Annotated in this window: 10 protein-coding genes; 1 reads left to right on the top strand and 9 read right to left on the bottom strand. The window is 48.0% G+C overall.

Going from position 1 to position 25,124, the window contains the following annotated elements; all coding sequences use genetic code 11:
* Positions 1–10 precede the first annotated feature (10 nt).
* The 7 genes from V6669_RS04095 to V6669_RS04065 all read right to left on the bottom strand — a co-directional run bounded on the left by V6669_RS04095 (position 11) and on the right by V6669_RS04065 (position 11,010).
* The gene (locus V6669_RS04095; protein WP_249913521.1) at positions 11–985 is read right to left on the bottom strand and encodes an ABC transporter permease subunit; all 975 of its coding nucleotides are present in this window, start codon (positions 983–985) and stop codon (positions 11–13) included.
* A gap of 327 nt (positions 986–1,312) precedes the next feature.
* Positions 1,313–2,986, bottom strand: coding sequence for an extracellular solute-binding protein (locus V6669_RS04090; protein ID WP_338590930.1), 1,674 nt, complete (start codon positions 2,984–2,986; stop codon positions 1,313–1,315).
* A 158-nt stretch (positions 2,987–3,144) separates the two neighbouring features.
* Positions 3,145–4,737, bottom strand: a complete 1,593-nt coding sequence (locus V6669_RS04085; RefSeq protein WP_338590928.1) for a response regulator transcription factor — start codon at positions 4,735–4,737, stop codon at positions 3,145–3,147.
* 11 nt (positions 4,738–4,748) lie between these two features.
* On the bottom strand, positions 4,749–6,551 hold the full coding sequence (locus V6669_RS04080) for a sensor histidine kinase (protein WP_338590926.1): 1,803 nt from the start codon (positions 6,549–6,551) through the stop codon (positions 4,749–4,751).
* 199 nt (positions 6,552–6,750) lie between these two features.
* Entirely contained in the window at positions 6,751–7,599 is an 849-nt protein-coding gene (locus V6669_RS04075; protein ID WP_338590924.1) for a GNAT family N-acetyltransferase, read from the bottom strand.
* Between the two features lie 197 nt (positions 7,600–7,796).
* Positions 7,797–9,977 (bottom strand): 1,3-beta-galactosyl-N-acetylhexosamine phosphorylase, encoded by a 2,181-nt coding sequence (gnpA, locus tag V6669_RS04070; RefSeq protein ID WP_338590922.1) that lies wholly within the window; start codon positions 9,975–9,977, stop codon positions 7,797–7,799.
* A gap of 13 nt (positions 9,978–9,990) precedes the next feature.
* Entirely contained in the window at positions 9,991–11,010 is a 1,020-nt protein-coding gene (locus V6669_RS04065) for a glycoside hydrolase family 88 protein (RefSeq protein ID WP_289391162.1), read from the bottom strand.
* Positions 11,011–11,181: 171 nt separating this feature from the next.
* On the opposite strand from V6669_RS04065, the gene V6669_RS04060 reads away from it, so the two are divergent.
* Positions 11,182–12,129 carry an AraC family transcriptional regulator gene (locus V6669_RS04060; protein WP_091038862.1) on the top strand — a complete coding sequence of 316 codons (948 nt, stop codon included), beginning with the start codon at positions 11,182–11,184 and terminating at the stop codon, positions 12,127–12,129.
* A gap of 107 nt (positions 12,130–12,236) precedes the next feature.
* Here V6669_RS04060 and V6669_RS04055 read toward each other — a convergent pair whose 3' ends face one another.
* Together V6669_RS04055 and V6669_RS04050 are read right to left on the bottom strand one after the other, a co-directional pair.
* Positions 12,237–19,928 (bottom strand): S-layer homology domain-containing protein, encoded by a 7,692-nt coding sequence (locus V6669_RS04055; protein WP_338590918.1) that lies wholly within the window; start codon positions 19,926–19,928, stop codon positions 12,237–12,239.
* Between the two features lie 21 nt (positions 19,929–19,949).
* Positions 19,950–25,112, bottom strand: a complete 5,163-nt coding sequence (locus tag V6669_RS04050; RefSeq protein ID WP_338590917.1) for a hypothetical protein — start codon at positions 25,110–25,112, stop codon at positions 19,950–19,952.
* Positions 25,113–25,124 lie beyond the last annotated feature (12 nt).

Here is a 25,124-nt window from a genome sequence, read left to right as displayed (position 1 = left end):
TGCCCCCTTATCATATCAATCGCTCTTCACCAAGAGACTTGGCAATCCCGTTGGCGATAAATATGAGCACCAGACTGACCACACTTTTGAAAATGCCTGCTGCGGTGGCAAGTGAGTAGTTACCGAGATTAATCCCGTATTTCAAAACAAAAATGTCGATTGTCTCGGATACATCCTGCACAAGTCCGTTCCCCAGCAAGTATTGAATCTCAAAACCTGCGTTCAGTACGTTACCAACGTTGATGATGAGCAGGATAATGATCGTTGGTTTGATGCTTGGAAGCGTGACATTGAACATTTTGCGAAACCGCCCGGCTCCGTCGATGGAAGCTGCCTCGTACAAGCTCGGATTAATCGACGCCATGGCCGCCAGATAAATAATCGTGCCCCAGCCAATTTCCTTCCACATGCTGGACAGACCCACAATCCCCCAGAAGTATTTGGGTTCAGCAAAAAAATTGATCGGTGCATCAATCAGGCCCAATTTCGTCAGCAGTACATTCACAATTCCTGTTTCCGTTGACAATACATTTGCAACGATACCTGTTACGATGATCCACGACAGGAAATGTGGAAGGTAGGAAACTGTCTGTACCACACGTTTGAACAATACCATTCGCAGTTCATTTAATAACAGCGCCAGACCAATCGAGCCGACAAATCCCAGAAACAGACTGATCAGGCTCATCGCCAGCGTATTGCGAATGACACGTAAAAATGTAGGGTCCGTGAATAACGTTCGAAAATGATCCAGCCCCACCCAATCCTGCTCCATAAAACCAATGCCCGGTCTATAATTCTGAAACGCCATCAACCAGCCCCATAATGGTCCATACGCAAAAATAGCGATAAACGCAATAAACGGAAATGACATCCACATTAATTGTCGCTGACTTTTCATTCTGGACAGGTTGTACCCGATCCAGCTTGTTCCCGCTGGGATATGGCTGGTTTTTAACGAAGGCTGCAACTCCTTTTTGGCCATGTTTTTTCTCTCCTTGCTTACGAGTTTATCTATATCATCCAGTCTGGATGAATCGATTCCATTCCTATCCAATCTCCCAATCTATATAAGTTGAACTAAAGATTATTTACACTGACACTACGATGACAGAATAACCTTCCAATCGCTGTTATCCCCAGATTTTTTTGATTCCCTTTTCCTAAAGGGAAAATCCGGTGATAAAGGCGACCGCTTCGCTTTTTCAGGTTTTTTCTGTCCTCTCCGTTATCGTGCAAATGATTAATTCAACTTATATAGTGTGTAAGAAAGGCTACGGGGTTCCCCATAGCCATTCTGTGTGACAGGCCTTTACCCCCACAGTTCCATACGTCTGCGGACTTCTTCCGTCAGCGCATCTTCATACGCTTTAATATCTGCACTTTCCTTGAGTGTGGCTTGATACTCTTCCCAGGCTTTATCAAATTCGGCAGGTGAAGTCATAATCACTTTTGGCAGCCATTTGCGTTTTACATCGTCCATTTTCTGTCTGGCAATGGTCTCCGGTTTATTTGGTTCGAAATTATAGGTATAGATTGGGAACCACGGTTCATTTTCCTCCGCAGGCTCAAGGAAGTCGGTAAATTTCGTGAATCCGTAGGCCTTCAGCACTTTTTTGTCAATGTCATTCAATGTGGCAAGGTATTCCTCCGGCTGCTCTTTAGGGTCAAGGGCATTCTTCCCGTCAGCGGTCATGCCTTCATGATGAGGGAAATAGACCAGAGGGCTTCCCGTATTCGCCAGCACCCAGTCCGGATCTTTGGAATTTGCACGTTGCTCTTCATTCCTGGAGAACACACCTTTGTCATCAACCTGGTAATCCACGCCTTCCTGTCCCCAGGTTCTCAATACTTCCATCTCAGGGTCCAGCAAATCATTAATATATTGAAGTGCTCCCTCGATATCCTCGCAGCTCTTGGTAATAGCCAAGCCGCCATTTACGTTAAGGATGGGATTGTTCTGATAGCGTCCTTTAACGTCCTCGGAGAGTGTAATGGACAACGGTACATAGGTTTTGTCATACAATTTTTGCTTCACGAGTGATGCCTCGGCGTCAAGGAACTGCCATCCTTGATCCACCATGCCCAGCACACGTCCGGTTGAAATTTTGGAGATATATTGATCATAGTTTGCTGTAAAGGTTTCGTTATCGACCAGGCCTTGATGATATACCTCATTGATCTTCTTGAAGTATGCTTTCGCTTCAGGAATAGTATTGTAGTTTTTGGCCGTCAGCGTTTCTTTATCAACGATGGCTGCGCCTTCGTTCGGATAACCAGCCATGAAGAGCGGAGGGTTCTCCAGTGCGAAATAACGCCAGTCATATGAGATAATTTCAAATCCAATTGTTGGCTGACCATCAACGGTTGGGTGAGCTGCTTTGTACCGTTCAATCAAGTCAAAGTATTGGTCAAGCGTTTTGATTGTCGGATAATTATCCCACTCCAGTACGGCCTTCTGAATCCAAAACGCTTCTCCGTCATGGGATACTTTCATCGATTTCTCTTGTATATTGCCGAATTGAGGAATGAAGTAGATATGTCCATCCGTCGTATTTTTCATCTTCTTCCAGTCTTCGCCCAGGTAATTTTTGATGTTTGGATATTTATCGATGTAATCCTCAAGTGGTACTAATGCCCCTGCTGCTACCAGTTGTTGAGTACCATCACTCCCATCGATAAAATCGGGATATTCGCCGCCTGCAATGAGTACACCAATCCGCTCTTTGGCTGTTTGGCCCGTAAGCCAGTCCATCGTGACTCTGACGCCTGTTTTCTCCTCAATAGCCTTTAACACCCGATTATCGTCAGGCGCAATTTTTCCTGGTACGGCAAAAAATGCGGAAAATTGTTTCAATTCCCTTCCATCTGCTGTCTTTTCCCCTTTCGAGGACGATCCCGGTGTGCATCCAGTGAGTGCGATGACCAGTATTAAAGCGAGCAGAGCACTATACTTGATTCTTTTTCTAACATCCTTTTTCATCATGACCCCTCCATCGATTATATTGACAGAAGCTTTTTGGAAAGCGCTTTCCAAAGGCTGACTTAAAATTATCATGCTTCCATGCCCCTCTCAACGGGATAAACTATAGTTGGCATCCCACTAATTCCAGTATCTGCGAAAAAAAATATCCCGCCACTCCGTCAAGGAGTACAGGATGTTGAATCAAGAGAGTACGCAGCATGGGCACTTTTACGATATTGTGCAGGAGTCTCCCCCATGAGTTTCTCGAACCGGCTAATAAAATAATCGGAGTCCCGATATCCCACCATTGTTGCAATTTCGTATACTCTTTGATCTGTTCTGCGCAACAGCCGGGCGGCTTCCTCAATACGCAATTGATTCAAATAATCACTGAAGCTGATCGAGTAATGCTTTTTGAAAATCTGTCCCAGATATGCACTGTTCATGTAAAACTGCTCTCCCAGTAATTTTAGGCTGATATTCTCTCTGTAATGCTCGTGAATGAAGGCCTCGATTTTGGCTAATACGCCCATTGCATTCGACTTTTGCTGCTCCTTCAGTTTCTCAGCGCACATGAGCGAGAACTCGCATAAATGATCAATGTTTTCCTCCATAGATAACATCGCGAAGTTCACCTTCAGAAATGTCGATTCCATCAACCCGGAATCTGGAGTGGCCGTATCGCTATTCACGAGATCCAGCAAAGTGTATGCCAAATAATGCAAGTGGATTCGAACCATACCAGGCTCGATTCTCTCATCCAGAAAAAATTGAAAAATCGCCTTTGCATGGCTGTAAAGCTCATCCGTCTGCTGTTCCTCAATAGACTTAATTAGCCCATCGAACAATTGTTTTTCGGACTGTCCCGGCCGATTAATAAATAGGTTCGTATCCATAAGCTCAAAGTAATATATGGGCCCAGAAGTGGTGAAGAAACGTAAGCTTTTCATTATGCCGCAGGATTGATAAGACTCATGCAGCGCCTCCAAACTATGTACTTCCTTCCCAACATAACAAGCAATAGCCGCCTCTTGGCCTTGGCTCAGCTCGGCATGTAATCGGGTCAAATATGGTTCCAAGGCCACTCCCTCACGGTTCACCATCAGGTCCGTAACAATGAGCAAAACCGCATTTTTATCACCTGTAAACGGCTTCAAAACTTGTCCCGGAAAGGGCTTGCCCACCCATGCCTCAACCCGAGCACACCAATCCGTTCCCTGTTCTGGACCAGCTTCCGCCTCAATCAGGATGCAACGCAGTATGCCGGCATCTTGATAGTGGGGCTGCAGACTCGTAACAGCATCCTCCTCAGCCACCCCAAGCAAAATTGACTGCATATGCTGAGCCATAATAATCCGATCTTTTTTTTGCTGATATCGCTTCTCTTCCGTCCGCGCATTAAATGCGACCCTGAACTCCTCAAGCACCTGAACCAGTTCGGTCTTCACAATAGGCTTGAGAATATAGTCATCTACCTGGTATTTAATTGCCTGCTTGGCATATCCGAACTCATAGAATCCACTTAGAAGAATCAGCTTGATGTCACCGCTATATTGCTCGTACAAGGTTTGGGCAAGCTGCAATCCGTCCATTTCCGGCATCTTAATGTCGGAAATCACCAGATCGGGCTGCATAGCGCGAATGCACTCCAATGCCTGCATGCCATTGGAAGCCTGACCGCAAATCTGAAATCCGTAAGACTCCCAATCAATTAACAATAGAAGTCCTTGGCGAATAAATGGCTCATCGTCCACAATCAGCACGTTGATCATATCCTCGCTCCTTATTCTTGAGATGCCTGCATAAGAGGAATTTGAATGCCAATCGTTGTTCCCTTCCCCTTTTCACTGAATATGTGCACCTGAACAAAATCATCAAAATACATCCGCAGCCGAATATATGCATTCATCATACCAATGCTGCTAAGCTCGCTCATCCGATCCATACTCGGGTCTTGCATCATTTTGCGGAGCGAGGCCAGCTTGTCCTGATCCATACCGACTCCGGTATCTCGAATGGAAATGTACAGATCCTTGCTTCGAATTTCGAATAATACCTCCACGACCCCATTATTCGACGTCCCCTCAATGCCATGGATACAAGCATTCTCCACAAAGGTGAGGACGGTGAGCTTTGGTATCATCATGGCAGCTATGGATTCGTCTGTGATCCGGATTGCGAATTGCAGCTTTTCACCAAAGCGATACTGCTGGATACTCAGATAACTCTCCACAAAATTGATTTCCTCTGCAATTGTAATCAGATCGTCGCCCCAATTGATCGTCTGACGTAACAGCAGTGCCAGTTTATGAATGACATCGGAGGTTTCAAGCTCGTCCTTGATCAAGCTCCGCATACGGATCGTTTCAAGCGTGTTGAACATGAAATGGGGATTCACCTGACTCTGAAGGGCTTTCAGCTCCGCCTGTTTCTTGGAGAGCTCAAGGGCTTGCCGCTCCACCTGACCCTTAAACACAATCTCAATGAGGTTCTTGATCTTGATGACCATCATGTTATAACTATGGGTCAGGCTGCCGATCTCGTCCTTGCCCACAGGTCCCGATATCACCTCAAATTTCTCATGCTTCACTTGATCCAGGTGCTTTGCTATTCGATCAACTCTGATGACCAGTGATCTGGATATCAGCCAGATCAGCAGTGTGGGCACCAACAGATTAAGAATGATCAGCAAAGTCAAATTAATCTTGGAATTAACAATCTCCGACAGAACGTCCAATTTCTCCGTGCTGACGACAATCTGCCAATCCTCCGATACGACGGGAATCGATTGCATGGATTGAACAGGGTCAATTGGACTGTTCGCAATTAGATGAAATGGCTTGCGCGTCTGATTCATTTTTGAATCGTTCGAGAAAATGACCCTGCCATCCGAAACGACATACACCTTCCCATTTGCTCCCTCATTTTTAAGCGATTTGTTGATGAAAGCGTAGTCCAGATCAACCTTTAACACCTTTTCAACCTGCTGCTCCCCAAAGTAATCCAGCTTACGAATAATGCTTACTTTGCGTCCTCCCTGACTTTGCGACATCTCCGCCTGCTGTTTGTCAAAATACGAATAGATCATGATATGGTCACTCGTGTTCATCAACGCTTGATACCAATCACTTTTCTTCACCTCATCATCCAGCTTAATGAAGTTTCCTCCATTGACGAAGGTATCATTGCCAACATAAAACGTAATTTGATTCACCTGCTGGTAGCTGTAATAGTACCTGACCAGATTGTTGTTGCTAAGCATATCATAGTAGGCAGAGTAATAGTCTTCCTGATCGCGATACTTGAACTCCATGAACCGGTTCAGCGTTCCATCGGTATAGAGAAAATTGGACACATACAAGCTATTGTCTATACTGTTCCGCAGGTTGAACTTGATCCTTTGCTGCATTTCATTGAATCGGCTATGCTCCTTCTCTTCAATGTTACCTTTGATACTTTGGTAAAACACGGTATTTGTGACCAGGACCGGGACCAGCACACAAAAAATGAACAATATGTACAACTTGGTTTTGAGACTCCAATCATCCAGAAACTGAATGCGCTTACAGTATGTCTTTCGGCTCATGTTATGTCTTTGTCTCCTCTAACCATGTCATATATCAACATTATTATAACGAGTACAGGATGGGTTGGATACTGCAATCCAAGATTTCCGGGAAGCCTTTAATCAACCTCCCGTTCAACTGGCCCAACAAGACAGACACTAACACCCCACATATTTTCGTATGAACTCGATCTGATCTTAAGTCGAAACGGGTATCTCGTTATAATTTCAAGAGCATTTCGTACTGGCCCACATGATATGCAAAACCTGATTTGACCAGGAGGAAATCTTGCATCGGTTTCAGATGAGACTCCACATTGAGGACACTGATTCTAGGCGATTCTGTGCGTTGGACCATCTCTGTCAGGATGCTGCTTGCAATACCTTTGCCCCGGTAATTTTGGTTCACTGCAAGCTGGGGAATATCACCTGTTTTTTGATCTATAATGCCATAACCAACAATGCTGTGATCCTGACGTGCTACCACATAGATAAAAGCCTCCGGTACAGCGTAGATGGAATCAATTGAATTTTGCCAGGAGGGCTCCACATCCCAAAATTCCTTAAACTGTTCCACATCGATTCTCTTCACACATTCCACCGTGCAGGTCGTTTGCGGAATGAATTGATCTTTTTGCAACTGGAAACATGAAAATTCCCTTTGAATTTTGAAGTTTTGTTTACTGTACAGCTGAACTGCAGATTCGTTGGATTGGATCACTTCCAGCAAATATTGCTCTACATTTTTTTCTTTTAACAGCTTTTGAATATTCAAGAGCAAATCGCTTGTAATGCCTTGCCGTCTGCAATCTTTTACAACGCCTGTCCCAAGGTCATATGCCGTTGGCTTTCCATTCCAGTTTCGAAGTCCATTGATAACAAATCCGACCAGTCTCTCATCCTTAAAGGCTCCCATAGAGATTTCGGGTTGATAACCCCTTCGTTGGAGCATTTGCTGAAACTTCCAAAAAGGCAAATCCATTTTAACCTGGTAGTCGGAAAACGCGTCCACAAACGCTTGATGGAGTGTTTGCATGCTGATCTTGTCCAACATTTTATAACTGTACATTAGGGACTCTCTCCTTTGAATAGATAAAAACAATAATATAGTAGGGCTCATGATCCCTATCTTTATATACATATTCTACTAGATAGTGTTAGCACTATACAGTAAGATCCGCAATATATACGTTAATGAAATTGATTCAACTCATAACTAAAATAGACCGCTCCCTGGTTAAGGAATACGGTCTATTAATCATTATTCTATGGGGATACCGATTTTGTTAAACCAATTTTGGTGATCACCGTATCATACGGGTCTAATTCCATGGTTTGTTTTCCATGCTCCGTATCAATCGTCGTGGACTGAACCTGATCGCTATTATTGATCACAACCAATATGTTGCTCTCAGGGTAGTACGCGCACTCGGTATACAAGTTATCCGTGATGTACTTTGTTTCATGGAATTCATTGCCTGCAAATCGAATCAAATTCAGAAGTAGTCTTGTATTTTCCCAGCTGAATTCGAAGGAAGGCAGGTAGATCCCTTTTCCTTTTCCAAAAGCATGTGTGGACAGTGTGATCCGACCATCCGTTTCACTCACTACAACTGCTGATCCATCAGTAAGATAAATGTTATTTTTCGAAAGTATGCTGGCCCCCTCAGGCACCAAACCATACTCATCACTAACCTCATACGACCATTTTCCATGAACAACTCTGGCGCCTGTATCCTCATCCACCCCAAGCACATGAGCCATTCTAAAATAGCTGTCATACCCGTCCAATGCCGAAGGCTGGTTAATGCCAATAAAGGTACCACCCTCATATACCCATTGGGTCAATAAGTCCACAGACTTGTGGTCACTCCAGTGCTCTCCACCGCTCCATGCTGAACCTGCAGAGCCGGCATTAATGACAACATCTACATCCTTCAATGCGCCCTGACGAATATCATCAAAATCAATAAACTGCACGTCAACAGGCAACCCGGCTAATGCCTCATTCACATGGATCAGATCATGCATATGCGTTTCATGAAAATGACCGGACAAGGTCCACGATCTTAACTTGCCCCAGCTATGCAGCACGGCTACCTTTGTTTTGATCTGATACGGTTTTCCTTCTTGGTGCAGCTCTTTCATTTCCCTGAATTCATGGGCAATCTTCTCGATATAATCCACAAAGTCCGGGTAAGGCTCAACCAGATGCAAATATCCACCCAGTCCAATCCGGTCAATCGACTCACGCAGCAGCGCACGCCGGATATTAATCCAATATTTCTTCGCATCCAGGGTAGGATCTCCTCCCTCCTTGAAGGTAGGAAGCCCACCTAAGCCAACTGGGAACAAGTAGGGATGCAAGCGAATCTCATGGGTATCAGCCTTAACACCTGAGCACATTCTAGCCTCATAACCGGAGAACACACATTTGATCATGCCGTCGAATCCAAACTCCTCAAAGCGGTCATTGTACGGCTCCATGCCCACCCAGCTGTCATCATAGAAGACATACGCCAGCTTGTTATGTTTGTGGACAATATCAATTAATTTCTTACCGAATTCAATTACAAAATCATTGATAAATGCCACCCAGTCCAGTTTGCGCTGATCCGCAGGCATATGAGTGACCTGATATTTACCGCCATTTACAAAATCTTCGGCTGAGAGTGAATACCCAAATTTTTGAGCAAACAGATCCAGCGCTCTCGAACTTACTGTGAAATCGTATGAACCCCAATCCGAGAACAGATGGCGATTCCGCTCATCACTGCCCCAGATCCAGGCGAAGTTATAAAATAGGGACGTAAAACGTACAACCGTTGTTTCCGGGTGGTCTTGGCACCACTTTTCCATCCAATCCAGCAAATAGGTTTGTGTGTCGGTATAGATCGGGTCAATCTGCATCAGATGCTCTTTGTCCCAGTTATTCGTCGTATGGTTGTACATGGAAATCTCTTCCCATATCCGATAAACCATGAAACTCACCGTGTATTTATGCCAAGGAGCAACGCCGGTAATGACAACATTGCCAGATTCCCTTTCATAATTCCACTGTCCTCTAGGTACCTCTTCCCCAGTCGTTCGGTCATACACCTGCCAATATTTAAACGCTTCTTTGGAATCATTCACCCTGAATTGTTCAGCGAAGAAGTCCTCCATCAGATAGATGGAGACATAATCTTGCACAGCGACCTTAGGATTCGTAATGAGAAAACATTGCTGCAGTTTATCCAGATTACGGGATGCCCACTCATTATGATCACGAATAATGCAAATGGTTGAATAGATGCCGTATCCGGCATTGATAATCTCATCGGACAATTTTGTACCGTCACTGTCACGGATCACATCGGCACCCCAGCGATCGGCAAGTTCCAGCGTCAGTGCTTCATAACCGGATTCTCCCGGTAGTGTAAAGGAGCCTTTGGTTGGTTTGGACAATGTGGTTCCCTCCCTATCTCAACATATCGGACAGAAAAGCGAGTGCCAGGCCCTGACCCCAGCCCTGAATCCAGTCTTTTGGAATATTGCGATAACCATCCCGATCTTTCATCACCGCCGTACCGCCAGAGACACCAAGCACGCGTCCATCTTCGCTAATATTGTTCAGGATGCCCTCCAGTGCCTTTTGCACGTATTTGGTATGCAGTGGATTGCCGTTATTGATCATGGCTGCTGCAATACCCGCGGAAGCCGACACCTCTTCATATGATTCTTCGTCATCCAAAACCGTACGCCACAAGCCATTCTCGGTCTGCACCAGCTTGAGAGCCGCCAACTGATCGCGAAGTGCACACTCTACATCCATACATTGGGGATACAAGTACCAGTCGTTGAGCTGAGGTTTCACCTGAGACATGGTGTAGGCTCCCCAAGCGTTCGCTCTTCCCCAGTAAAATCCGGACATGTGGTCCTTGTTGATATTGTTATAACCGTGATACCACAGACTGCTGGTCGGATCTTGCAGGTATTTGATATGCCAGTAGTACTGATTCAGCGCATCCTGAATCATGGCTTCATCTTTTAATTTACTACCTACACGGAGCAGGAAAAATGCCGCCATAAACAAGGTATCCGCCCAAGCCTGTTCTGGAAAATCATTGGAAACGGATACCGTATGCTGAAGCACATTGTCTCCAAAGCGAAGCGCATGATTCTGGAGATAATCGACCTTGCTGAGGACAATATCCCAATATTTCTGATCTCCGGTTTCTTCATATAAAGTGATGAGCACATGACCCATGGCACATGTATTTACCGTCCAACTTGGCAGACCCAGCTCGATATATTCGTCTGCCCATTTCACCAGCCTGTCCAGAATCTCTTGGTTACCTGTCGTCTGATAGGCTCTGGATACGCCATAATAAGCCACACCGCCGGGCCAATCCCATGTCAGATCCATATCCAGTGTTTTCTTGGTAACGCTGTCGATTACGTTTAGAATATGTTCCCTGTCATATTTCACTTGAAGCATTGTTATTCCCCTCTCCCTGCGCACACGCCCCCAAGTGCGCCCTGAGAGGTGTCCGTCCATTTTTGTAAACGCTTTACTTATTCCATTGTACGCAGTAAAATAGTCTCAATCTAAGCATATTCGCAACAAAACTGTGCAATTTCAATCATTTATACATAGGAGTCCTCGAACATGCCCAAACCGAAGAAACCGGTCATTGAATATCGTCACTACAGCCTGCCCATTGATTTCCCTGTCCTGTTACTCAGTGGAGACCGCTGGAGAATATCCGATATCAAGAGTGAGCATCTTCATTTCCATAACCACATGGAGATTGGCATCTGTTATTCCGATGGAGGAATCATGGAGATAAAGGGAGAATCTGTGCCTTTTCGGGCAGGCGACATCACCTTCATTCCCCGATACCTTCCGCATACCACATACAGTTCACCTAATAACGCCAGCCTGTGGGCTTATATCTTTTTTTCACCGGAAGAACTCTTCCATCATTCGCTCAAAACAGCACAAACTCACATTGAACCGAATTTATGGGCGATTCAGGGAGCCAATTGTATTCTGAATAAGGAACAGTATCCCAAAATTCACATGCTCGCAACATCAGTGGTAGAAGAGATCAAGCAGCAGTCTCCCTATTATCGGGAGAGCGCGTACGGCTTGTTGATGTCTCTATATATCGAACTGCTTCGAATTCATGCGAGCAGCGAGCGCTTGTCATCTCAGGATCAGGAACGGGAACGAGACCTCCAAGGGGACTTGGTCATCTCACCCGTGCTGGAGTTTATCACCCAAAATTACATGATGCCCGTAACCATCGATTATCTCGCTGATCTGTGTCATCTGAGTACAACGCATTTTCGCCGCAAGTTCCATGAAATTATGGGAACCACACCACTCGATTTTCTGAATAGTACCCGGATTGAAGAGGCATGCAAACGATTAAAAAGCACAGAGGCCTCCATCCTGTCCATCTCCGAGCAGGTTGGCTTCCGATCCATCTCCAGCTTTAACCGCTGCTTCGCCAAACTGATGGGCGAATCACCTAAAGCCTGGCGCAAAGGCGCTCATACAGAAGCACAGTCTGCAAAAGCGTCGATATTGGAATTTACGGGTTGGGTATGAATTCACGTACAACATATTGAAATAACCTTTCTCATAAAAAAGATACAAAAAAGCCCGAAAGTCGCAATGACTTCGGGCTTTTCCAGTTCAAATCAACAACTTCATGTTTACAGCAAATCCAGTTCCACAAGTAATCTGCGGATAAGAGTTGCCATCTCGGCACGAGTTACCGGAGCTTTTGGCTCAAGTGTCGTTGCCGATTTGCCTTGAATCAGACCCAGTTTCACCGCTCGTGCGGCACTGTCTTTGGCCCAATCAGACAACGTAGATGCATCGGTATAACCTTCAAGGCTATTAGCTGCACTACTCACAGCTGGCGCAGTATGTCCTGCCATCTCGTATGCACGGATCAGCATGACCATTACTTGCTCACGTGTCATGGCATCCCGTGGACCGAAACGATTACCGCTGTAGCCTGTCATGAGGCCATAGGCAGTTGCCGTTTGCACCACATCGTTGTACCAATCCACTGCTTTCACGTCTGCGAATGTTGAACTTGCGCCTGTATCTGGTTTCAGGCCAAAGGCTCTCACCATCAGTGCAGCAAGCTCTGCCCGAGTCATGCTACGCGAAGGCTCATAGCGAGAAGTCGACACGCCATTCACAACCAGACGTGAGGCCAGATCATGAACCGCTTCGCTTGCCCAGTGACTCTTCATGTCACTAAACGAAGTGTCATATCGGATCGGCAAGTACACGCTGTTGGTCATGCTGCTTGCGATGGCAACCATCCGGCCGTCCCGCACTTCGAAGCGAGTAGGCACATGCCGCAAGCTGCCATCAGACTCAAGAACGACCACGGTTGATACGGAGCGCTCGTCCTCTCCAACCGGCAGGTACAGTTCTTTGGTTGTCATTTTCAAAAGTTTATCAATCTCGACTGACTTGGTACCGTCACTCGCCGTCATGTTGAAGGCAACCGGGGTTCCTCTTGGAATCGTACGTCCCTCACTGGCAAGCTTCGCAGCAAGCCGTTCGTATGCCTGATCCGGTTTGCCCACATTCAGGCTTACTTTGATATCCTCGGCCTTTTTCGCCGGGAAAGCTGCTTCGAGTGCTTTCAGATCTATAGCATTCCAATCCAAACGGTAGCTGCCCCAATCGCTTTCCAGATCCATCGAAATGTCTTTGGCAGCGAGTTGTTTAATCAGATCCGCATCCAGTTCGAAGCGTAGTTGCTCCAGTTGGCCTGCAACGTGCAGACGAATTCGCTGTCCTTGCTTGGCTGCATCAAGCAGCGCTTCTCGCACAGGATGAGCAACCACGGTTGGACCACTTACGCCTGGCGTAACATCGACCAGCAACAATCCATCCTTCTGCACTGCATCCAATTCCAGAGGTATCTTCATGTCTTTACCTCCAACGGCACTATTGATGGCTACACCACCCACCGTTAACGGACCAACAGGCACATTCGATGCCGGTGGTTTGCTACCGCCTGAGCTTGGCTCGCTTGGTTCCACGCTTGAAGAGATCCGCTCATTCACCTTCACCGCAGCAGAGGATGCTGTCGTGAGTTTTGGCTCACTCGTTGTTCGTTTGGCGATAACAACCCATTCGCCTGGTTTTGCTTTGATGACTTTATCGGAAGGCAGCGTATTCCATCCGCTGATATCCTGTTCGAACGTTGGCAGCATCACTTGCGATTGGTCCGTGAAAATACGGTATGCCAGTTCACTGCCAACCATGTTGCCTTTGTGTCCGGCAGCGCTGATCGAGACACGTGTCTCTCCCTTTTTGCCCGTTCCGATCGTGGATGCTTTAATCGTATCCATGTAATCCGGTGGTGCAGCTCCCGTCTTCGGTGCAACAACGGATACAATATCCGTCGTGCTAAGCTCTGTACCTTGCCATGTATAATCTGCCTGGATTAGAGCAGCTCCAACACGTTTTCCGTCGAGAAGACCATCATCTTGAACAGCTGCATTCGCTTCACCCATAACCACACTGTAGGTGATGCTATCGTTATCTGCGAGTTCACGAGTCCCATCCGTATACTCCACATAAGTCTGAACCACAGCTTGTTCTCCACCAGCAACAAGTTCTTCCGGCATAACCAGTTTCAGTCTGCGCGGCAGCTTGAAGTCGCCGTTCAGCACCTCGACAACCGCAGAGTTCACATTGCCTGCCGCGTCCTCGGTTTTAATGCGGAGACGGGTCTTCATGCGGTTCACATCAATCGGCACCTCATGTTTAAAGACTCCGTTCTCGTCCGGTTTGAACTGTGCCAATTCTTGATCACTATCGGCATCCGTAACTGTCACTTGGGCGTCGGTCATCGTTGTACCCTGTACGAGCGCAACGCCTCCCTGTACCCGTTCGCCTTGTGAAGGTGAATCCAGATAGATCATCGGAGCCGTCGTATCCATCGTGACATACAGCATCGTGACCGACGTATCCCCTGTGTTAGTATTTCGAGCTTTGAGCTGGACTGCATATACACCATCCACCTCAAAGTTGAACTTCAGCTTGTCTGTTGTTGCAAGGTTAGTGGTACCGAGCGAACCATCGTCCGTCGAAGCCTCTACAACAACGTTCGACTGATTCGAAGCCACGTTCACGGTCACCTGCTTCGAACTTGTAACAACCTCGTATTTATTGTTGACCACTTGTTTGTTATCGAGCGAAAGCACTGGCCCTGTAGGGGCAGGAAGCAGCTTCGACCCGCTATACGTTGTTGTAGATAAACGAAGATTCGCTTGCTCATCGGAAGCCGGTTTGCGTGCGACCGTAACGCCCATACGATACGATTTGCCCGGCTCCAGTCCGGAATGGCGTACCTCTTTATCCTCCATGGCAATGGTGCCGTCTGCATTGCGCTGCACTTTGCCGTCAGCACCCAGCTTAGGCGTTCCTAGTGCATTCCATCCACCTACAGTCACATGATACTTGCCATCCTTGAGCGTGGCTTTCAAGTCGGATTCACTGTATCCTTCTTCGCCAAACGGATCATACAGATGTCCTTGCTCATCTGATGCGGTCAGAATATAAGTGAACTCCTCGGCTTCTTCTTCGGCCGTTTTGGTTATCGCCGGGAAAGAGACCTCGAACTGCCCGTTACCGATGCTTCTCGTTTCCACCGCTGGCACGGCGTTCGGAGCAAACGGATCTACGAGCGTATACCCTTCTTGTGAAGATAAGACAGAGAATGCCATGTCCGTTTTCAGTTCCGTACGCAGATAATATGTGCCTTGTTGCAGCAAACCACGAAGGTCTGCTCCGCCGAGGTACGCAATCTGCTTCACGTCAAAGGTCATCTCGCCGGATGCACGACCGTCAGCACCAATATCGGCACTTTCAATCTCGATGCCTTTGGCAATCATGATCCCTGGATCAATGGATTCATCCGGTGTAGGCGTTGCCTGTAAACGGTCCGAAGACAGATACAGATCAACCGTATCTCCAGGCGAAGCGTTGTCCACGGTCCAAGTTGCCGTGAATTGGTCCGCATCCTGTGGATCTACTGCAAGTTCCGTCGAAGACAGTTCCGGAAGTACCGGAATGTTCATCAGCTTGGACTTGACCGATTGACTGGACGTCAGTGTCCAGCTTCCCGTTTTCGCGTCTTCCTGTGGAATGGCAACATAGATCCGACGGATATCGGTGCCCTGAAGCTCTTCTTTTCTGGTCACTGTTGTACCGTCACTCTTCAGATCGCCCTCTTTAGGTGCTTTGATAATCTGTTCAAACGCCGTTGCGTTCCGATCGGTTGCTTCTCCGTACACGATATCGTAAGTGCTTCCGTCGTCACGCTTCAGAGTCAGGGTAGGTCTGGTTGTTGTAAAATACTCCAATTCAAGGAGCGCATCCCCTGTCACTCCGCTCATCGGGATCACATGCGTTTTCCCTCCATTGGACGTACGAATGCCGCCAATGCCGAGATTTTGCGAGCTATCCTCGATCATATCGATGCCGTCACCAACGGCAGTATACCGAATCTCGTAACGCTCAGGCTCCTCATTCTCCCATGAGGTGGCAAGCGTCTCTATTCCCGTTCCGATCTGTAACAGGCGCGGACCCTGCTCTGGATCATTAATCGACAGGTGTGCGAGTGCCTCGTTATCCAATGCCGATCCATCGGTCATAAACGAGATGCCGCCGCCCCAGTAATATTTGATGCCCAGGGTGAGGAATAACAAGGAAATCCCTGCCCACAGTTCATCGTTATTAACGCCTGCACGAGTTCCAAATCCTAAACCGCCGACAACCGGCACTGAACTTGGTATCTGTATTTTAGAGCTGACCATGCCTTCAAAATCGACTCGGCCCTTCTCCAAGTTCTCACCAATAAACAAGCTGGCACTGCCCACAATGATATCCCAACCACCAACATCAATCTGTGCCCGCGCACGGATAAACATTGGGCTGGCCCATTGAGTTTGAACCAGTGCTTCCGTCAGCATCGGAATGACTTTGCTGCCTTCACCAAAGCCGAGTTTGCCCACCACTTTGAATCCGGTAGCTTTGAGCGTCAGGTCTACACTACCTGAGAAAACAGCCGGTTTCTGACCCAGTTCCATGTCGATACCTGCCTCCAGCGTCAGTGGCAAGCGCTCGGTACCACCGGCAATTGTCATCGCAAGTTCACGGATTGCGCCGCGAATACTTGAGATTTTGGTAGCTGGATTGATCATGATGCCCGGATCAGGAAGGTCCGATCCAAAAGCAATGACGTCTGGAATAATACGTCCGTCGGGAACCCGTTTAAAGGCAAGTTCCGCACTAATGGAGAACAAGTTTTCCAGTTTCGCCTCGAAGTTAACGCCGTACGAATTCATAACACCGTATTTGTTCGGGTCTTTATAGTGCGTAACATTGATGCCACCTTTTACACTGTCCTCGGAGTCCGGTTTGAACAATCCGATTCTATTATCCAATTCAAACGCCAGTGAGGAATCGATGCCCACGAATCCCGATTGGTTGAACATAACGTTGCTTACTTCCCCATTTACAATAAACATCTTCATTGCACCACCGAAGGACACACCATCCTGCCGCAGCACAAAGTCATTGAGTTTCAACCCAAAGCCATTCAGCGAGAAGGTAGGTGTTGAAAACAACGTGTGTTTATTAAAGTACACATAGGAGACAAGCAGATTGCGGTATGGATTGAGCGCATCGCCCAGCATACCGTTAGCCCAAGTCAAGGTTCCGTTCAGGGTAGGGTCTTCCGGATTGCGTCCTTCCTCCCATGCCTGCTCTTCATCCGTCAGCTTTGATTCCGTTCCGAGTGACTTATCGAATCCGTTGTAGAAATCAACGGTCCATTCGCCGGAATGGAATACGAACCCGCTATTCGCCACACTTAGGGTACCGTCGCCACCCACAAAGAGGGTTTGCAAGAACGGCGTGTCCGTATTTGCTCTCAAATCTTTGGCGAGCGGGAAATTCCCTGTTGAAATGGTGAGGTCTTTCCCGCTGTAAGCTACACTCTTGTTGAGAATCGCAGGTTCTGTATCCGATTGAACCGTGTATTGGGCGTTTGCACCGGTACCGGACTGCACAATCTTACCGCGCACTTCCAGAACAACCTCCTGCTCGGTATCATCATCAAGTCCTTTTTCGAATGTTTCGAATGCTGCTTCATTTTCGAACGTCTGGACCGCATATACCGGCGAAGCCGATACATCGATGGCTCCAGCTACATCCAGAGCAGGGTCCAGCTTGCGTGAAGCTGCTACCATTTCCTGCTTGGCAGCAGTCAGTCTCGCCCGATCCTGATCCAGCTTTGTTTTGAACTGCGCGTCCGTCAGGTTACCGTACGTCCATGGCAGCACGCTCGCAAACGTCGCTTTCTCAACAGCACCTGCGTTTAGGTCCAGTTTAGTTTTATACACAGCGAGAATTCCGGCTTTGCGAACCCGGTTCTCTTCGTTCTCGGTTATGGCAAAAGTCTGGTCGGTCTTGAAGCTCAGCGCTTCAGCCATCTCTGGAATTGACTTGTCCCGATAGTCCACTTGCACGGCATATTCACCAAGTGGCAAGATCGCGTCGTTCAGCACTTCAAGCGTTGTGCCATCCGCCTTAACCTTTTCCCCGCCACGATACACCAGCTTCAAATCTCCCGCGAACCCGTTTCCAAGCGGCTGGGATGTTACAGATCGGGTCACTGGCACTTTGTAACGATCCCCGTTCTTCACGTTCACCAGATACATGTCAAAGTTGGCAGCAGTAGATGTAGCTTCATTACCAACATTGTAGGCAGCGATATTGGACACGTTCAGCGTGATGTACTTCTCGTCCTTGCTGTACGCTTCCTCCGGTGACATGGCGTAGACCAAAGTCTCTCTTAATTCGCCAACCGGTGGCAGGAAAATAAAACCTGCTCTTGACGATTCATAGATTGCGCGAATTTCCGATTCCGGCAGCCCCTCGCTCTCTTGAGCAGCCGTCTCCAGCTTTTTCTCTGTCTCCGGGCTGCTCACCGTCACCATATATTGGCGCGTTGAAGGCCAAGCTTTACCTGTACCCTTCACTCGCCATTTGGCTGCGACGACCTCGCCCGGTTTATACGGAATGAATTCAATGCCCTGTGCAGCTTGTTCCGGCGGAACATCCTTGCGGAAGGTAAGCTTCTGGCTTGTTGCATTGAGTTCCTTCCCGTTCTCATCCACAAAGCTCAGACCTTTCTCCAGTGTCAGAGTCACATCAATCTGGCTATGGTTTGTGTTGAACATCTCCAGGTTCTCGATCTCCGTGTTCACTTCGAACACGCCGTCATTAACGTAACCCGTCTCTTCCTCATTGGTCTCCAATTTCTGCGTTGGATCCAGGAAACGAACATCAAATACCTTCTCCGGGGATACAATCTCTCCCAAACCGTACACCAGTTCATACGAGTGCTGGGCGCCAGCTTGAACCGTATCAGGCTCCCAATAGAAAGCCACGGCCGTATCGGCTGTACCGTAGTCATTTGTATCCTGCGTAAAATCAAGATTCTCGTCCGGTTCATATTCCCATTTCGTTCCGGCGAGATTGGCCCAATGGCCTACTACCATTTCATCAACGATGTTAATACCGCCCTCGAACAAGTTGTTGAATCCATAGGCAATGACATTTGTCGCCAGCGGGTTGCTCAGATCAAGCTTGTCCCGCATCACCCAGTACGGTGGCAGTTTATGCAAATTGTATGCCTGCTCGTCCACGTTTTTGTCATAACCGAGCTTCTCTGGCTCGTGAACCAGTTTGCGCTCCACCGTAAGTGGAACGGAATAATTCTGCCCGATCTGGAAGGCCGGGCCATCATTGCCACCGACCGACGTGTCCAGCAACACACGTGACCCGATCTCTACCTTGGCATTTGTCGTATTTTCCACCACATATTGAACACGCGCATTACCGCCCTGATCCTTGTCTTCCTTCAAAAGCAAAGTGATCACTTGGCTAATACGAATGCCCTGAACGGTCCATACGGTCACGAGACTCTGGGTACCGTCATTTCCCGTAACGACCTTTGGAGGTGTAACCTCCGAGGTCCAGTTCGGTGCCATTTTATACGGATTACCAAAGATCAGATCCGTTCCGTTGATGCGGAATGTCGTGAACGACGTCTCCGGGTTATCTCCACCAAAGATCATATCCACGCCGTTATCCTTTTTGCGGATTGGCTGGCCGTCTTCTGTACGAATGCTGAAGCGCCCACTTGCATTGTCCACTGTTACCTTGATAAACCCGTTCTTAATGGATGTCGTTCCCGCTGAGGAAACGGCCGCTGCCGCGATGTGAAGTGGCAAGACGCTGATCAGCATGACCATGGCCATCAACGTTGCGATTATCCGAATAATTTTGTTCCGTCGCATGGGTGAACCCCTTCCGTTTCTCTAATTGGCCCGATTAACAAGCAGCGTGGAGTATACGCGTTCGCGCTCCTGATTTTGCACAATGATGGTGTACCATCCTGCTTTGGGCAGTGTAATCTTGAAGTCTTTGCTGATCAGTTCCTTATAGGTCACTCGGGTAGCGATATATTTCATCTGTCCTTCGCGCACCAGACCCGGGAAATAATAAATATCGTACGTGCCAAGTTCGTTCTCCAGCTTGGTTCCCCCAGCAGTCTCGATCGTGCGGAAGTTGTTCACATTGAACGTGACCGTACCTGTATTCACGATTGCTGTTTCGGATTCGGTATCCGACAACGGAATGCCATTGGCCGTAACAAACATGCCATCTGTCGAACGAACAAATACCGTTTGCAGGGCGTAGCCTGCATTGCCGAGCTGATCCTTCGCCGTGTAACGAATCGTGTGTTTGCCCGTCACCGTGAGATTCAGTGGTTTCTCCACGTATTGTCCGCCTTCCAGCACGTATTCCGCAGCCGTCACCTGAATCTGCTCCGCAGATGTGAGATTATCGCTCACTGTGTATCCGCCCAGATCGGTGACCAGATCGAAGCCTGGTTTGTTTTGCAGAACCGTTGTGGAAGCTTTGTTCAGACGGATCGTTGGTGCCGTATTATCGAGACCCGCAATCGTAAAGTTAACCTGTTTCTTGTTACCAAGTACGTCTGAAAGTAAAATCGAATGCTCGCCATTGCTGGCGTAGTCGGCGCTAAAACTCGCTACCGGGGTTGCTCCGGCATAGATCGTATTTCCTTCTACTACAGATGATGGCATTACAAAGCCAACACGCACTTTGCCTTTGGAGTAAGCCTGATCCCCAATCTGCACCAGCTTGCTGTCATCAATGATTTGTCCGTCGTTGTCTACTCGAACCATCGTAATCTCTTCTACAGCCGGGATCGATCCAACGAGTGTTGTAATCGCATCGGATTCCAGCTTTGCATTGTTTCCTGCGGCATCTGCCAATGAGAAGCGTGCTTTACTGCCCGAAGTCATGACCAATGAAGATTGGTTCGTCCCCGAGCTATTGGACACCACCTGGTAATCCTGAACTTGTCCCTGTTTCGGCAGCACTTGCGCCACAATCAGATTAGACACGATCACATTACTTGTTGTCGGTGCTGCGAAATGAGTAAATTCTCCGTTTGCATTGTATCCATCACCCGCGCTATCCACGACAGCAGTACCACTACCGTAACGAATCAACGCTTTGAGATCGGGATGGTTGTAGTGCATGACAATATCTGCTTCCGGCGGCGTGGTATCGATGTTGCTCACCGTTGCCGTCACACTCCCCGTAAAGCCAACCGCATCTTCGTACTCAAACGTGAATTCTCCGTTCTCGCGGAACGTTCTGGACGACGTCGGCAGATTGGTGATGCGGATCGGTTCACTCGATTGCAGACTTACTTTAACCGTGCCATTCGTTGCCGCAATCGTGGAATACTTCACGTTTACCATTGGCGGCGTATCATCGAAGTTGGAGACCACGATGAACACGGTTGCTGTATTGCTGCCATCCTTCACGGTGAAGGAGTAACTTCCGTTGCGGTATATTTTGAACCGTTTGTTCGCCTCCAGCGTTTCCGGCATTTCCGGGTTGCTGTTCGTTGGTTTCACGGTCTTGCCATCAACGAGGTCGAACAGGATCTCTTGTCCTTCGTTCTGCCCACCATCCTGCACCTTCTCTCCTCCGCGAACCGGCATGATCTGCTCCAATGAAGCAAGCCCATATGCAGGGGCATCCTGAAGCTCGATCTCAGGTGTTACGATATCGCTGATATTGTCGTAGTAACCTTTGAATTTGACCCGAACCTGTGACTTGAGTTGTCCCGAATCGTTTGTATCAACAGGAACGCCGACATAGTTCGTATACGGCAGCCAAGTGCTCCAATTGTCTCCGCCGTTGGTGGAAACGGAATAAAAGTAACCTTCCTGTGCTGGCACATCAACCGTCAGTTCCATAATAGCGGTGTACCCGTCATCTCCTGGACCTTCTGTCCGAATCAAACGCGCGCTGCCAACGGGTGGTTCACTGCTCAGATAAAACACGGAGAACAGACCACTTGTGTGGTAAAGCTTACTGTTACCCAAGCTATCGCTGGCATGGATGTATAGACGGTAATTACCGTTGTCCTTTTTGTTGTCTACCTGCAAAGTGATCACACGATCCGCAGGCGAAACGCTCCAGCCCTTGCCTTCCGGATCTGGTTCCTTCTCGTCTTGCCCGTCAACCACCTTGATCCATTGGTAACGAATGTTCTTGACTGCAACACCGTTAAAGTCCACCAGCGTGTCAGACACATCAATCTGTACCGTCTGCTCTGGCATCGGATACAGATAACCCTGCGAACCGAATTTCGTGACAGGTGGCAAATGGTCGAATTTGTACTCCTGATAATAGTAGTAATAACGTCCGGTATCCTGTTGCTTGATACGTACGTGGGCGTACCAGGTCCCGTTCAACGTTTTGTCGGCAGGGAAGCTGTAGCGCTCGGCGGGAACATCCCCCAGCTTTGTTTCCTTCGGTTCATCCTCAAAAGCAACCCATTTGCTGTTGCCCACAGGACGCTCAGAGCTTTCACTGTGTTGATATTCGATCGTATCAATTGGAACACCGGCTACGGTGAAGTCGGGTCCGTCATTAATCGCATAGGTACCCGGATAGGCTTTGAACTTGGTTGAGATGACAAGCACATCAACTGCTTTGGGATCGGCAGTAGCTGAATGGCCTGCCACATCCTCGGCTTTCGCATGCAGCTCGTATTGTCCACCTTTGGAGATTGCTGGATCATTCAATGTTGATATCTCAGCTTCACCTTGTGCGTTCAGCTCGGCATCCTGCCACCCGGAAGCGACAGGGCTCTTGCCCACTGCTACGAACTGGTATTGCACCTTGTTATTTTTAATAGAAGAAGTCGGATCAGCGGCCTTAACCGTAATCTTCACATTGTCGGAGTTATTGTCCACGATGTTCGCAACTTCGACGGTTGGATCGTCATTGTCAATCTTCAACAGGCCGACATGGTACGACCAATTGGAATCATCCTGTTTGAAATCGGCCAAAGGCCACTGGACTGTATTGCCGTAATCAGACAGATTCGGCAGAATGCTTGAGCGATAATATTCCTCCAGCTCGGCAGGTGTCGCATCCGGATGTTGGGCAAGGTAAGCTGCACGTTCGTTGCTGCCTTTGTCATATTGCATCCGCTGACGAGCCGAGTCCCAACTCATGTCGGCAGTCCATGTATGCAAATACCAGTTCCCGTTCAAACCTGTGCCGTCATCCGGCAGTTCTACTTTCACGCCATTCTGTCCAGTCGACAGTACAACATCCTGGAAACCAGATGCATACAATTCTTCAGAAGGCTGCTTCTGCGTCAGGGAATACCGCTTCACTGCGGCATAGTTGTCGTTTTGCCCAGCGAAGGGATCATTCGCACTCTGGTTCAGTACATAATACACGAGCCCTGAACCACTGCCTGGACGGAACAATCCTTTGCTCGTCTGACCGTTCAAGTCCGGATCGAATGCATTGATCGTGAATGATCCATTTCCTACGTATTGTCCTTCGGGAATAATCTCTCCGTCCTGATTCTCATAGACAAAATTCACTTCAGGTGCCGTATTGTCCACAGACAATCCAGCCCAATCAATCTTCTTGACTGGCTCGGTGAGCACGTTACCGGCGTAGTCCGTCAGAGCCTTCCCGTCCCCAGGATTGCTGGCATGCTCCAAAGCAGCTGTCTCCAGCAATGACGTTTCGATACTCTTGCCGTCTGGCACTGTCATACGGAACGTCCATGTATTCGTGTTCTGGCCACCAACATATGCGGCGGTCAAGCCGTTGGCAAACTTGAGTCGTGTATCCTCCGTCGGGGTAAACGCGCTGATCACCTGTTCGTTGAGGTACACGGTAAAATCAACAACGTCGCCCTTGTTCAGCACAAGTCCCGTTAATACTTCAGGCTGCACGCCGTTGCGGGATGCTGAGTACTGAGGTACACGTGCGTCGATAATGGTACGGAACGTACCGCCCGGGTTTGCGTTATCTGCAAAAGGAACTGTTCCAATGCCGTTAAAAGCTGCAACGGGATTACCCGCACCATCGATGAAACCAGCCTCATTCATCCGTTCGAGTAATGTTGGACGGTCCTCCTCGGAGGGCGCGATTAGGCGTTTCGGATCAATAGGAATGTTGCCTGTGCTATCATTTAACGCAGCCTGATAACGAAAGTTAAAGGTGGAGCGTGCATGACTGTTCCGATCCAGTCCCCCCTGCGCAAAGTCACTGTATCCGCTATCTGCGCTCGTTAGATAATAAACAGACGGATCGAAGCCGTCTCCACCCGGATTACTGAACAGTTCGGTACGCATGAAGCTGAATTTGCCATCAATCCGGTCAGAGGCATTCTCTGCAGTCGACGGAAATACCGGCTCACTGAAATTCAGCGCCAAGTTAAGGCTACTTCCCTGCTTCAGGAACAATTCATTCTTTTGTACTGCCGGATCGCCATTGAATCGAACTGCCCCGGTATGGGTCAGTGTATTGCCGTTGTATGTGGGCGGTGTGATATCCGCGAAATAAAGCTCAATGTCACTGGCGCTTTTGAAAAAACCAAACAATGTGATCTCGATCGTATCATTGGGTCCAAAAGCGATCCATGACGAATTAGCCGATTTATCATGATTGAACTGATTGAACTTCTCTTTGCCGTTAACATCGACTCGGACGTTCATACCACCGATAAAAACGTCAATCGTTCCAATCTTAAGGAGCATTCTGGCGTCTCCACCTTCAGCCAATCGTCTTAATGATGGATTGTTCGCCACCGAAATCTTGGCTTTGAATGAACCTGCTCCCTTCGTTCTAACATGACTTGCACTTACGGTTTCAATATCTTCCTTCTGCATTGATGTACCCGGCGCTCCGGCAGCAAATATGCCAAAGCTGTTTGCCTCGAACTTTTTAATATTGTTATTCCAGGAAGACATGTCTTCCCGATTGATGATTTTACCGCCGCCATTCGGAATATAAATATCCGTGTACTCCGCAGCTGCGGAAACGGTCGGCAGGTGTGGCCAGCTCACAGACGTCAACGTCAGCAAGGCAGCAAGCAGGCAGATTGATAACTTTTTGAACATGCGAGATTCCCC

Origin of the sequence: Paenibacillus sp. Y5S-9 (assembly GCF_036894235.1) — a bacterium.
Lineage (GTDB): Bacteria > Bacillota > Bacilli > Paenibacillales > Paenibacillaceae > Paenibacillus.
This window is presented reverse-complemented; position numbering and strand designations above follow the sequence as displayed.

What these genes read in the sequence shown, in the direction of transcription:
- V6669_RS04090 (WP_338590930.1), bottom strand. Translation starts at nt 2,986, where the DNA reads ATGATGAAAAAGGATGTTAGAAAAAGAATCAAGTATAGTGCTCTGCTC.
- V6669_RS04075 (WP_338590924.1), bottom strand. Translation starts at nt 7,599, where the DNA reads ATGTACAGTTATAAAATGTTGGACAAGATCAGCATGCAAACACTCCAT.
- V6669_RS04095 (WP_249913521.1), bottom strand. Translation starts at nt 985, where the DNA reads ATGGCCAAAAAGGAGTTGCAGCCTTCGTTAAAAACCAGCCATATCCCA.
- V6669_RS04085 (WP_338590928.1), bottom strand. Translation starts at nt 4,737, where the DNA reads ATGATCAACGTGCTGATTGTGGACGATGAGCCATTTATTCGCCAAGGA.
- V6669_RS04065 (WP_289391162.1), bottom strand. Translation starts at nt 11,010, where the DNA reads ATGCTTCAAGTGAAATATGACAGGGAACATATTCTAAACGTAATCGAC.
- V6669_RS04080 (WP_338590926.1), bottom strand. Translation starts at nt 6,551, where the DNA reads ATGAGCCGAAAGACATACTGTAAGCGCATTCAGTTTCTGGATGATTGG.
- V6669_RS04050 (WP_338590917.1), bottom strand. Translation starts at nt 25,112, where the DNA reads ATGTTCAAAAAGTTATCAATCTGCCTGCTTGCTGCCTTGCTGACGTTG.
- V6669_RS04060 (WP_091038862.1), top strand. Translation starts at nt 11,182, where the DNA reads ATGCCCAAACCGAAGAAACCGGTCATTGAATATCGTCACTACAGCCTG.
- V6669_RS04055 (WP_338590918.1), bottom strand. Translation starts at nt 19,928, where the DNA reads ATGCGACGGAACAAAATTATTCGGATAATCGCAACGTTGATGGCCATG.